The sequence below is a fragment of the Nocardia sp. JMUB6875 genome (genome assembly GCF_041154655.1).
Classification (GTDB): Bacteria; Actinomycetota; Actinomycetes; order Mycobacteriales; family Mycobacteriaceae; genus Nocardia.
The window spans coordinates 1-12,592 of the sequence record NZ_BAAFGR010000197.1 but is presented as its reverse complement, the minus strand read 5'-3'; the positions used below and the strand labels follow the sequence as shown (position 1 = coordinate 12,592).

Genomic DNA, 12,592 nt, shown 5'->3' with positions numbered 1-12,592 from the left:
GACCTGACTGAATCACCCGGAGAACCGATGTCCATCGGCCCGGAGATCTGCCGTCCGCCCAGCCGGACCCGTCAAGTCCACCCGCCCGGAGTTCCCGATGACCGTTGACACGGCTTTGGCGTGAGGAGGGCCTGCAGGTCCGCGCCCATTCCCCACGCAAGCGAGCCGGATGCTCGTCGGCGCCGCCGGTCGACGCCGATGCGCCGAAGGTGGTGTGGGCGTTGGATTTCCAGTTCGACTCCACCGTCGACGGACGAGCGGTGAAGATCGCGTCGATGATCGACGAGCACACCCGCGAATCGCTGCTGCACCTGGTCGAGCGGTCGATCACCGCCGAGAAACTCGTCGCCGAACTGGAGAAGGTATTCGCCGCCCGCGGCGGCCCACCGAAGGTACTGCGGATGGACAACGGGCCGGAAATGATTTCCCATGCCCTGCAACAGTTTTGCGCGGAACGGGTAGGGATCGTCTACATCCCACCGGGAACGCCGTGGAACAACGGATTCATCGAATCGTTCAATCGGCGGTTGCGGGCCGAGTGCCTCAACCGCAACCACTGGACCAGCCTGCTCGAAGCTCGGGTCGTGATCGGCGACTTCAAGACCGAGCACAACCATCGGCATCGGCATTCGGCGCTGGGGTATCTCACTCCGGCCGAGTACGCTGCCCGCTGCGGCCACCTCCACCATCCCGTGGCCTGTGACATCAACTGAAACTGGATCGAATACAACCCGGACTCAAAGACCGGGTGGTCCCGTCATCGGGGACCGGTCAGTCGGGTCCCGTCCAAGGTTTACCCCGATAGTATCCGGAGATACGCGGGTAGTTACAGGAAAGCACCGCACCACCACTCGGTGTGATGGGCACGCGGAATGGCAAGAGCCAGCCACGGGTGGATGCGGTTTGCAGCATTAGGACTGAAAGTCGGCCGCCCACCACGTCTGCATCCAATCTGACAGTGCTGCAACACGGCCGGCGCTTCGTAAAGGCGATGGGTCATTCTGTGTACGCGTAAGCGGCGCAAATCGTGCGAGCCCTGCGCGACGGTCGGGGCCATCGCTATCACCCCCATTCTTGGTCGGCGCATTGTCCTGGCGCCCTTGGCACCCTACAACTGTCGTGGAACTGTCGGCCTAACCGTGTGCTGTGGCCGACTGCCGTTGTCCTGGCAACCGATCGTCCGCAACGAATTTGGATATCCGGGACCTAATCCGGTGGGGATCCAATCCGGCTCGTAGTTCCGGGGACGTATCCGGCGAACTGCAATGGAGTCGGCGACAATCCCGTAAGGCTCCCAACCGATGTGGTGGAACGGGTGATCGGCACCCTTACCGTTGCTTCTACCGCGTACGCGGCGCCAGGGCGCCCAGGGCGTGGTCGAGCACGACTCATATCGACTCCGAGGGGATGCCAGGATGTCCAACGGGATCACCAGGACGGGACCCTCAGCTATCCTTCCCGACGACGGCGAGTCGCCGGGCTCGAGTACTTCGCGAGCAATTGACCGGGCGGTTCGACTGCTGTTCACGGTGGCGGAGGCCGAGGATCCACTCACTCTTTCGGAGCTCGGCCGCCGCAGCGGGCTGGCGAAGACGACTACCTTCCGGCTGTTGGGCACGCTGCACGAGCACCACCTCGTCATTCGCGAAGACAACCGCTACCGCCTGGGCCCACGACTGCTCGGGCTGATCTCGCCTCGGCGTCAACTGCCCCGCCCGATCTACCTCCCGCATTTGATCGACCTCCACAACGCCACCGATCTCACCGTCTGCCTCACTGTTCTGCGCGGCGCAGAGATCGTGCATCTGGACCGCGTATACGGCCACAATCGCATAGCCAGCCCGTCGGATTGGACTGACAGGGCGCCTGCACACTGCACGGCGGCCGGCAAGCTACTGATCGCTTATCGGCCCACGCCCGTCTGCTGGCCGCTGGACGCGATGACGGGTGCCACCATCACGACCCTGTCCGATCTCAGCCGCCAACTCGATGGGATACGTCAGGCCGGAATTGCCTACAGCAGAGGAGAATTGACACCCGAACTGGGGTGTATGGCTGTGCCGGTACTCGGCCGCACCCGCGCGCCGATAGCGGCTCTCGCCGTTGCCGGGCGCGACACGCACCTGGATGACGAGACCGTGGAAAAGCGCTTGCGCCGCACCGCCTTGTCACTATCGCGAGCGATGCGGGCCGCCATGCACCCGCACCCGACTGCCGCTTTGAGCCAGTGGTGAGGTGTTTTCGCCGACCTCGGGCCAAGGGCTGACGGGGCCACCGTGAGTCGCTTGGATTCCAACAACAGTTGGTGTGCGAATCCCAGTTGAGATCGCATCCGATCAGGCGTAACAGGTTGAGGTTGCTGACGTTTGGCGCGGTCGTCTACCGAACACGGTTCAATTGTCGGTAGCCGCACTGCCACGGGCGGTATTAGCTGCAGGAGGCCGCGCGGAGCCTGATCGGTCGGCGCCGCCGGTCGACAATGGTTGGAGTATCCCGATGTCGACTACACAATTGTCGAATCATGATGGTGACCAAGAGGTTTCGCATACCCATACGGCAATCTCGGTGCCGTTGCGGGAGCAGGTTGCCGCCTTGCGGCGTCTTGTCGAATCGGTGCGGCAGGGCAGTGACGAGCATGCGACGGCGTGGCAGCATGCGAAGGGCAAGCTGACCGCATTCGAACGTATCGAATTGCTGCTGGATGCAGGGTCGTTCACCGAGATTCAAGGTTTGCGCCGGCACCGGTCGACCGCATTCGGCTTGGACGATCGCCGACCATACGGCGACGGGGCGGTATGCGGGTGGGGGACGGTGGAGGGACGGTTGGTGTACGTATACGCCCAGGACTTCCGGGTCCTCGGAGGATCGCTGGGCGAGACACATGCGGCGAAGATCTGTAAGACGATCGAGATGGCGGTGGCCGCGGGGGCGCCGATCGTGTCACTGAACGACGGTGCCGGAGCGCGCATACACGAAGGGATCGTCGCACTGGCCGGTTACGGGCAGATCTTCCGGCGGACAGTGGCCGCCTCCGGGGTGGTACCGCAAATCAGTGTGATGCTCGGGCCGTGTGCCGGTGGGGCCGCCTACGCGCCCGCGTTGACCGATTTCGTGTTCATGGTTGCCGGCACCTCCCAGATGTTCGTGACCGGCCCCGACGTAGTGGAGGTCGTGACGGGTGAGCACGTCACCCACGACGAACTCGGCGGCGCCGATGTGCACGCCCGCATCTCCGGGGTCGCCGATTTCTGCTACGAGGACGAGGACGCCTGCCTGGCGGACGTTCGCTACCTACTATCGCTGCTACCGGCCAACCACACCGAGCAGCCACCGGTGTACGAGTGCACCGATTCCATGAACCGTCGGGAGCCGGCACTGACCGAACTCGTACCGCAGGACCCGCGGTTGCCCTTCGATATGCGGCAGGTGATCGCCGCGATCGTCGACGACGCCGAATACATGGAGTTGCACGAGAATTGGGCACCCAACATCCTGTGTGCTCTGGCCAGGCTGGGTGGCAGCACCATCGGTGTTGTCGCCAACCAGCCCCGGGTGCTTGCCGGTGTTCTAGACATCGCTGCCTGCGACAAAGTCGCGCGATTCGTCCAACACTGCGACGCTTTCAACATCCCGTTGGTCACGCTGCTGGACGTGCCGGGGTTTCTACCCGGCACCGTCCAGGAACACGGTGGCATCATCCGCCACGGCGCGCGTTTGCTCTATGCCTACGCGGACGCAACCGTGCCCCGTATCCAGGTGATAACCCGAAAGGCTTATGGCGGTGCCTATATCGTCCTGGACTCGCTCTCTATCGGTGCCGATCTGTCCTATGCGTGGCCGTCCAATGAGATCGCGGTCATGGGGGCCGAAGCGGCTTCGAACATCATCTTCCGCAAGCAAATCGCGAGCGCGTCCGATCCCGATCGCGAACGGGAAGCCTGTGTAAAGCGCTACCAGGATGAACTCATGCATCCTTACTACGCCGTCGAACGCGGACTCGTCGATGACCTGATCGACCCCGCCGACACCCGTCCCGTCCTGATTCGTGCATTGCGGGCTCTCGCGAACAAGCGCGCCTGCGTACCGCAGCGCAAACACGGGAACCCGCCGGCATGATTGCGGTCAATGGCGGGTCGATTCCGAACGACCCTGTGTACCAGAGGGTTACGCGAGTCCGGCCACGGTGAGCAGTTTGGTGAGATCTCGCCTGATGAGGTGATGGTCATGGCGGGAGAGTTTCTGCAGTGTGCGGTGTGCCATCCAGTCGTAGCGGATGTCTTCGGGGCAGGCGTGTTCAGCTTGCTGGAGTGCGAAGACGGCGGCGAAGTCTTCGCCACGCTGACCGTATGCGTAGGCCGTGGTCAGGTAGTACCGGACCACCAGGTCGGCCGAAGCGCCCTCGGGTAGGTCCACGCCCGCGGAAATTCTAATGGCGTCGTCGACGCGCCCCAACCGCAACGCGATATTCATTCCAGTGATGACCACTTCGGCCGGTCCGAAGCTGACTGTGTGGTCGGGCGTGTCAGAGTCAGGAGCCCCGGCGGGCCGGATGGGATCCAGTTTCTCGGCGATTTGGCTGGCTTCGGTCATGAAGGCCTCGGATCGGGTGAGGTCGCCGACACCGGCGGCACCTTCGGCAGCGACCAGTAGCAGGGCGCCGTGCACGGGGCCTTCGACCTGTTCCGGCAGCGCGGCTGCGGCGAGGCGCCGCGCTGCGGCGAGTGCGTAGTCACGGCTTTCGGCGTGGTAGCCCAGCGACAGCAGGGCGCTGGCGACATGCCAGGAACTCGTGGCGATGCTGGTCGGCTGCTCGGGTTGGGTCAGGATGCCGATCGGCCGGTCGGATACGAGCCAGGCCAGATGGTAATCGCCCACGCGGGTCAGCAGGAGTCGGGCAAGGTGATAGGCATCGACCAGAGCGCCGCCGGCTTCGGTTACCAGCCCACCCGGCGTCGTATGTGCGGCTGCGCGAATCGAGCGTGCCGCGACGAGCACGGCGGGCAGCCGGGCGGCGAGCTCGGTGTAGCGATGGGACGAACAAAACCAGGTGGTCCGGCACTGCTCGAGGGAGGTGCGTACCGAATCCAGTGTGGGCAATGGTTGTTCGGTGTCGGTGGCGAACGCGCGCGTGGAGGGATGGTCCATGATGGCCCGGTTGAGCGCGGTGAGCTCGAGATCCATCCCGCGTGCGACCGACCGGCTGGAGACCGGCCATCCGATCAGCTCCATCGGATCCTCGAAATGGAGGACTTCGGCTAGGCGGTAAGTGATTTGGATGCTGTCGAGGCGACTACCGCCGGACTCGATCTTGCGTAGCCACTCCTCGCTGCGGCCCGCCAGCTGGGCGACGACGCGCCGGGATAGCCCTAATCGGCGGCGGCGCAACTCGATTCGTTCGCCTACGGTGAGAACTCGGCCCGTCACTGTGAACCTTCCCGCAGTGGCTCGATCAGGTGTCACCGAACAGCAGACTTGATCTGTCCGAGTCCGATAGTCTAACCGAAAGACTCTGCCCTACAGCGTTTTTTGATAAGGACGTAACGTAGTACCGGGCAGTTGGCCAGTGAGTCGCCCATTCGCCAAAACCGGTACGCCCGCGACGATTACGTCATCGATACCTGTGGCAAGAAGGCGAGGATGTGCGTAGGTGGCGTGATCGCAGACGGTCGCGGGATCGATGACGGCCAGATCGGCGGCCTGGCCGCGGGCGATCGTCCCGCGGTCGCGGAGCCGGAATCGCCGGGCCGGGCGGGCTGCCAGATGTTCGACAGCTTGCTCCCAGGTCCAGTCGGACAGTTCCCGCACATAACGGCGCAGCAGCCGGGCAAAGGTGCCGTAACCGCGCGGATGTGGGCGCCCGCCGACATAAATGCCGTCCGATCCGCCCATGTGCGCACTGTGCCTGAGCAGTTCGCGCAGCGAGTCCTCGGTGTCAGGGAAATCGAACACCACCCCGGCGCACAGCGCAGTATCGACGAGCACCTCCGCATAGAAATCGGCCGGCCCGACACCGGCCAGGCGTGCTGCCTCGACCAGCCGCATTCCCACCGCCCATCCGTACTGTCTGCCGGGCACATGAGCGAGGGTGAGCCGACCCCACAGTGATGGGCAGGTCTCCGAGGCCAGCCGTTGACGCACTGCACGCTCGCGTAGCAGGTCGAGCGTGTGGTCGAGGTCGGCATTGGCGAGCCAGTCGGGCAGCATGCCGGCCAGGATGCTGCATCCTCGCAGGTACGGGTAGGTGTCGTAGGTGAGGTCGACCCCGACGGCCAATGCGGCGTCGACCAGGTTTATCAGCCGAGCACCTGGGCCGTGATAGTGCGAGATATGTACCGGTACTCCCGCCTGTCGGCCGATGGCGCCCGCCTCGGTCATGCCCAGTGCGGCCGTCTCGCCGTAGCCGCGCATGTGCGTCACATACGGTAGACCGCGCCGCGCGGCCGGTCGACACACCGCGGCCAGTTCGTCCGCTGTCGCGAACCGCCCCGGCAGGTATCCGAGGCCTGAGGACAGGCCTGCAGCACCCTGTTCGATCCCCTCCTCGACCAGGCGGACCATCGCCGCCAGCTGCTCGGTGTCGGGCGGCTTCGGCGAGCCACCCATCACGCTGTATCTGACTGTGCCGTGCGGCACGAGATATACGGTGTTCACCGCGGTCGTACGGTGGTATCCGGACAGGAGTTCGGCGACAGTGAGCCCAGGTGGTGGTGTCTGTGCCGGATCGCACGACCTTGTAGGCCTTGTGTGCACCACTTCGAGCGAGAGTGCCGAGATGTGTCTTCTCCCTGCCGGTTCGGCGAATTCTGGTCCGGCCTCATATCCGAGGAATCGCTCGGGTTGTCTCGCCTGGGTGCCATTGACTGCGCAGAAGTACCGCGACACCCACAACAGCGCTGCCGATGTCGTCGGCGCAAACGACAATCCATCCTGACCGAGCACGACGGTGGTCACCCCTTGCCGCAGCACCGCCAATTGCAGTGCGGGGTCCCCGATGAGCGCGTCACCGTGCATGTGAGTGTCGATGAAACCGGGCACGACATAGCGCCCCGCCGCATCGACCTCGGCTCGCGCATGGGCCCCGGACAGCGTACCGACCTCCCAGATCCGCCCGGCAACGACGGCAATGTCAGCGCGATAGCCTGGCCGCCCGGTGCCATCGAACACCGTGCCGCCTCGGACCAGCAGGTCGATTTGCGTCGATAACTTGATTTGCCGCTTGGTAACCAAATGGTGAACTATCGCCGATTCCAGTGGCGCACTCACGGTTGAAGCTGAGACCTTCACGGGGTGGCTATGGTGACCGATGTCGTCGTCGTAAGCGAGCTGACCGGGTTCCAGGGTTTGTCGGACCCTATCGCGCTGTACCGGGATGTCTTCGCACTGCGGCCAACAGACCCCGCACCGAGTCCGCGGTTGCTCGCGGCGCTGGCCCAAAACGGAGGTATCGCGCTCGGCGCCTACTCCGGTGGCGAACTGGTCGGCTTCTGCTATGGCTTCCTCGGCAAGAACCTCGCCGACGAATCCGCGCCGTATCACTACCTGGAGTTGATCGTGGTCCGAGCCGATCGACGTAACACCGGCATCGGCCGCCTGCTCATGTACCGCCTGCGCGAGGTGTGCTTGGACCACGGACTGCACACAATCCACTGGGCCTACGACCCGCTGCGAGTCGACAACGCCCACTTCTATCTCGATGTCCTCGGTGCTCGCGGCTGCCAATACATTCCCAACCTGTACGGCACCGAGACCACGGGACGCGACCGCGGCCACCGCACCGACCGCGTCATCGCCCACTGGAACCTGACCGCCTCCCGTCAGGACTGGCCCCAACCACCAGCCGGGGTGTGTCCTGGCGTTCCAACAATCGACACCGAGACCGACACCGTGCTGCTGGCCATGCCCACTGGCGAATGCTCTCCCGGACTCCAAGCTCAGATCTGCGTCACCTTGAAGGACTTGATCACGAGTGGATTCCAGATCGTCTCGTGCCGCACATCCGCTGACAATCTCACCGTCTACCGGCTCGTCGCCGATACCCTCCGGCGGGACCCCCATCGTCACGACGTACCTCCCCGCTCGGGTCCCAGCTGATCGGAGCCGCCCTAGAAGGCCCCGTCCAGGATCCTTTCGAATGAGACACCCCATCGAGGTCGAGCCATGACCATCTGGTCAGGCTTACGCACACCGATATTCCACCCCCTGAATCCGGTCCCTGAGGCCGGATTCCCGCGACCGCAATCTGCCCGAATCCATGCTAGGCGACCGTTCCGGGAGCTCTCCGCAGTCGATTGGGCCGCTGTGGGATGTGTATTTGTGTCACCGCTGCGGTCGCTATCCACCTGTCCAACGCGTGAACGATCCACGAGGCCAACCAGATTCGGTGATTTAGCAGCGAATCCCGTTGGGTGAGATACTTTTACCCGGCTGGAGATATTGTTGGCCGCGGAAGATTTGGCACGGTCGACACCGTGGTGGGCACTGGAAACGGAAACCTGGTCAACTGTCCCGACCAGGCAGCGGGTCGCGCAATTAGACGGACGGGGTCGTCGGTTTCGATGCGCTAACGCAGGGGGCCTCGCAGATCCTCGCCAAGACGAGTACCGGCGCCTGGTCGAACCCGTCTCCGGCACTTACCTGCAGCTCGGCGTGCCCGGGGTACGACTCAACCCGTTCGATCTGGAGCTCCGCACACGCGCCGACGGCCGCCGCAGCGCCCCGACCGACACCCGCACACGACAGAAACTGTTCCTAACCACCGTGATCCGTGTCCTGTTCAGTGAGCAGAGCCCCGACTAAAAGGTCCGCTGGATCCCATTGCATCGCCCGGAAGTCAGCAGTCGGAATCATGCTTGGATCGTGAAGCATCGACAACAGCGGGTGCTCGGTACCGGTGGGACCGCCGTCCCCCTCGCGCGCAACGACGTCGGCTGCGCTGAGCAGCCGCCCAAGGGAAAGCTTGCAACCGTCGGTAGCTACACCTTTCATTGGGCACCCCGCTTGTCATGGTCGTGGCTGATCCAGCCGGGTCGATCGTCCACCCAGATGTCAGGGCGTGCGATTTCCTGGCGGCTGATCCGCAGCCACAGCCCGGCCGTAGCCACGTTGTGGAGGCGGCACATCGTGATCGTGTCCGCGGCCTGAATCGTCGGATGTGGCCACCGCAGTTGCGGCGGAACCGGTGTGCCTACCGAATAATCGGGGGTCCATGCCTGGATCGTCGGTAACGCCCAGCCTGCCCACCTGCCGATGACCACTACCGGCGGCGGCACCCACACCGGACCGCGAATCCGCCACTTCTGCAACTTGGCGTACGGAACTCCGGATACCTCGGCGAACCGACGCAACCCGAGGAACCTTTGCGCGCCCACATCGCGGCGGGCGCGCTCGACGGGCATCGTGATCTCGACCGGCACGACCGCGAGGGTCATCGAGACCTCATTTCAGCCGGCGCGTCCGGCGGAATGACCCACCGAGCGTATGTCTGGTGCGGTTCGACCGTGATTACGTCCGCGACTGCGACCAACTGCGCGGGGATCTGCCCGCCGAAGTGCGCGAGGCTGGGCACGACCACAGCATCGGCACCGAGGCGACGTGCAACGTTGATCAGCCGTTGGATCGGATCGTCCGTATGTTGGGTAAACACAACGGTTTTGGCGAGGTCGTAACCGAGCCGCTTGGCTGTGGACCGGTTATTGGTCTCGTCCCAGGACTGACGCGCCCCCGAGATATCCGAACGCAGATATGCGATCGCCGTTGGTGAGCCGAGCATGCTCACCACCTCCCGGCTGTCACATAAGGGTGCGCGTGTTCGGCTTGGAGGCGAGCGTGAATGTCCGCGACCGTCGGTCCGCCGCGATGCTGGCCGGTCCGAGCGCCAATGACGCTTGTCGATACAGCTGCCGCCAGCGTCGCCGCAGCGAGCAGAATGGCAATGATGGCTTCCATGTCCAGGCACCTCTTCGGGTCCGCAGCGAGTCTCTGAAGGTGCCCCTGGTGCCGGGGGATTCTCGGTCCGCCGACCTTGCGGTTGCAGTGCGATCGATACGGAGCGGTCGACTGGTCCCTCCCGGCATCGGGGCTGTTCTTGACGTTAAGCTGCGGATCTTCATCGAATCTTCAAATTTTCTTCAAAATGAAGGTGCTACGTTGGACTGGTGAAGGAGAGCGATTCGGTAGGCGCTCGTATCGCCAAGTACCGGAAGATGCGCGGACTCTCGCAACATCAGCTCGTTGCCCGGACCGGCGCCAGCTACAGCATGATCAGCAAGGTCGAATCCGGTCACGCGACACCCAGCGCGGCAATGGTCGGGCTGATCGCGCAGGCCTTGCGGATCGACCCATCCCGCCTGTACAGCGAGGAAGAACACGAGCAAACCCTCGATATCCTGCCGATCATCCGCCGGACATTGGCAGCGGTCGATCTCATGGACGACGATCTCGAGCCCGAGCCGCTGGACCAGCTGCGCCCGCTGGTGACCCAGGTTGCGAAGTGGCGGCGAGGTGCCCAGTACCGCAAGGTCGCCGAGGTGCTCCCCGACCTGGTCGACCGGCTGCTCGTCACCGCCCGCGAAGAAGGTGAGCCTGCGTACGCGATGCTCACCGATACCTACAGGGCGGCGAACTCGTTGTCGCACAAGCTCGGCTACAACGACCTTTCGATGACGGCGACCGAGCGGATGGAGTGGGCGGCAACGAAATCCGGCGACCCGCTTCGCCTGGCCAGCGCCCATTTCGTGAAAGCCTCGACGCTTGCACGGATCGGCGCGACCCGGCAGGCCATGCGGTTGCTGACCCGGTCCATGGCCGATATCGAGCCGATGATCGGGTCCGATCCGATTGCCATGGCGGTATACAGCACACTGCACATGAAAGCGGGAGCCATCGCGGCGACGGTCACGGACGCCGATACCTCTCGAATGCACTTCGCCGAAGCGGCGAGACTCGCCGAGCAGTTCCCCGAAGGTGTCGTTTACGACACGGTGGCTGGCGCAACCAACGTGCGGTTTTACCGAGTCGGCGCCGAGGTGGATCTCGGCGACGCGGGCCGCGCGGTCGAAATCGCCAAGGACACACGTCTACCCACCACCAAGTCGGCGGTCGGCGCCGAGCGGCAAACCTATTTCTGGCTCGATACCGCGCGGGCGCATTTGCTGGCTGGGAACCCCGACGCAGCCATCGAAGCCCTGTTGGAGTCGCGCGCGGTCGCGCCCGAGCATTTCCGATCCAACCCGACCGTGAAAGCGGCAGTGCGAGCGGTCGCCGATCAGCAACATCGCACGAGCGACGCTCTCCGATCGCTTGCGGACTCAGCAGGAGTTGCAGACTGATGCAGTACAAGCCTGGCGAATTGTTCCATGGTGCCGCGCCCTACTATGCCCGATACCGGCCCGGATACCCGCCGCAGTTCTTCGCCGAACTTCGGAAGCGGTTGGACCTGAACGGAACTCAACAAGTCCTCGACCTCGGCTGCGGTACCGGACAGATCGCGATACCGCTGGCCCCTGCCGTCGCCACGGTCTACGCGGTCGACCCAGACCCGGGCATGCTCGCCGAGGGCAAGCGCACCGCGGGCGAAATCGGAAACGTCGAATGGTTGCGCGGCGACTCCCACAAACTGAGCGCGCTGAATCTTCCAGTGCTGGACGCGGTCATCATGGGCAAGTCGTTTCATTGGACCGACCGTGCCGCATTGCTGTCGGACCTCGACACAATGGTCAGGCCGAATGGCGCGGTGGTGGTGGTAACCGGAGAACTGCACGACGCTGCCGCCACTGCGCCGTGGGACGACTTGGTCGCGTCCCTGCGCACCGAGTACCTCGGTGCGCAACGTCGCGCCGGTTCCGGCGCCTATCAGCGCACCGAGGAATCCCACTCTGACGTACTGGCCCGTTCGCCGTTCGGCGACGTCGAAACGCTCGGCTGGCAATGGAACATCGAGCGCGAGGTCGACGAGATCGTCGGCCTGCAATTCTCCTACTCCTATTCCAGCCCAGCCCAATTCGGTTCCGACGAGCGTTGCGCGGCGTTCGCCGCCGAGCTCCGCTCAGCACTGCTCAACCGCTACCCCGCCGGAGTGGTGACCGAACCCCACGCCATCGAGGCGCTGATCGCCACCCGCCCAATAGCCGATTAGATCCTCTTGTCCCAGCAGAACATTGGGATGTCGGCAAATGGTAGGCCAGCGCACTCTGACTGTGCCAGTCGAGGTTTGAATCCTCGCATCCCAGCGTTGGCCCAATGGCGTAATGGCAGCCGCACCTCACTCAAAATCAGCTGTCTTCGGACGTGGGGTTGGAGTCTTCTTGGGCTACAGACGGCGTCAGGGTTATTCCTCCGCCTTGCTCGGCGTCTCGCTCTTGTCGTCCCTGCGCCACCGTCGTTTCCACGTGGCAGCGAGACGGTGTACGTCAGCGCCGAAGACCGTTCGAGTCCGAGGCCGCCAACCTGTTCTTCCAAATGGTTTCGTCCTGAGATGAGCGGGCTGCCAGCGGACGCTGAATAATCCGGGTGGGCGGACATGTGAGTCCGGGCTGGCGGACATGATTTCTCCGGATGGGCGGACATCTGGATCTCCGGGACACGCCTGATAAAT

At 64.0% G+C, this 12,592-nt stretch carries 10 protein-coding genes and 1 tRNA gene; 7 read left to right on the top strand and 4 right to left on the bottom strand.

Annotated features, from left to right (window positions below; all coding sequences use genetic code 11):
- The first annotated feature begins 104 nt into the window (after positions 1–104).
- The 3 genes from ACAM49_RS34095 to ACAM49_RS34085 all read left to right on the top strand — a co-directional run bounded on the left by ACAM49_RS34095 (position 105) and on the right by ACAM49_RS34085 (position 4,116).
- A complete protein-coding gene (locus ACAM49_RS34095; protein WP_369639665.1) occupies positions 105–713 on the top strand; it encodes an integrase core domain-containing protein in 609 nt (202 codons plus the stop codon).
- Positions 714–1,415: 702 nt separating this feature from the next.
- Positions 1,416–2,234, top strand: coding sequence for an IclR family transcriptional regulator (locus ACAM49_RS34090; RefSeq protein WP_369639664.1), 819 nt, complete (start codon positions 1,416–1,418; stop codon positions 2,232–2,234).
- Positions 2,235–2,496: 262 nt separating this feature from the next.
- Complete coding sequence (locus ACAM49_RS34085; RefSeq protein WP_369639663.1) at positions 2,497–4,116, top strand: acyl-CoA carboxylase subunit beta; 1,620 nt, start codon at positions 2,497–2,499, stop codon at positions 4,114–4,116.
- 48 nt (positions 4,117–4,164) lie between these two features.
- Here the strand turns inward: ACAM49_RS34085 and ACAM49_RS34080 are convergent, their stop codons facing one another.
- Positions 4,165–5,424: a helix-turn-helix domain-containing protein gene (locus ACAM49_RS34080; protein ID WP_369639662.1), complete on the bottom strand. Its 1,260-nt coding sequence runs from the start codon at positions 5,422–5,424 to the stop codon at positions 4,165–4,167.
- 90 nt (positions 5,425–5,514) lie between these two features.
- Positions 5,515–7,263: an amidohydrolase family protein gene (locus tag ACAM49_RS34075; protein ID WP_369639661.1), complete on the bottom strand. Its 1,749-nt coding sequence runs from the start codon at positions 7,261–7,263 to the stop codon at positions 5,515–5,517.
- Positions 7,264–7,296: 33 nt separating this feature from the next.
- Between ACAM49_RS34075 and ACAM49_RS34070 the strand changes: the two genes are divergently transcribed.
- Entirely contained in the window at positions 7,297–8,091 is a 795-nt protein-coding gene (locus ACAM49_RS34070; RefSeq protein ID WP_369639660.1) for a GNAT family N-acetyltransferase, read from the top strand.
- Positions 8,092–8,981: 890 nt separating this feature from the next.
- Here the strand turns inward: ACAM49_RS34070 and ACAM49_RS34065 are convergent.
- Positions 8,982–9,428 carry a hypothetical protein gene (locus ACAM49_RS34065; RefSeq protein ID WP_369639659.1) on the bottom strand — a complete coding sequence of 149 codons (447 nt, stop codon included), beginning with the start codon at positions 9,426–9,428 and terminating at the stop codon, positions 8,982–8,984.
- On the bottom strand, positions 9,425–9,769 hold the full coding sequence (locus ACAM49_RS34060; protein ID WP_369639658.1) for a hypothetical protein: 345 nt from the start codon (positions 9,767–9,769) through the stop codon (positions 9,425–9,427). Before ACAM49_RS34060 ends, ACAM49_RS34065 begins: the two co-directional genes overlap by 4 nt.
- Positions 9,770–10,154: 385 nt before the next feature.
- On the opposite strand from ACAM49_RS34060, the gene ACAM49_RS34055 reads away from it, so the two are divergent.
- From ACAM49_RS34055 to ACAM49_RS34045, 3 genes are all read left to right on the top strand, one after another.
- Complete coding sequence (locus ACAM49_RS34055) at positions 10,155–11,327, top strand: helix-turn-helix domain-containing protein (RefSeq protein WP_369639657.1); 1,173 nt, start codon at positions 10,155–10,157, stop codon at positions 11,325–11,327.
- Positions 11,327–12,133, top strand: a complete 807-nt coding sequence (locus tag ACAM49_RS34050) for a class I SAM-dependent methyltransferase (protein ID WP_369639656.1) — start codon at positions 11,327–11,329, stop codon at positions 12,131–12,133. Before ACAM49_RS34055 ends, ACAM49_RS34050 begins: the two co-directional genes overlap by 1 nt.
- 23 nt (positions 12,134–12,156) lie before the next feature.
- Positions 12,157–12,227: transfer RNA gene (locus ACAM49_RS34045), tRNA-Gln, on the top strand.
- Positions 12,228–12,592: the final 365 nt, after the last annotated feature.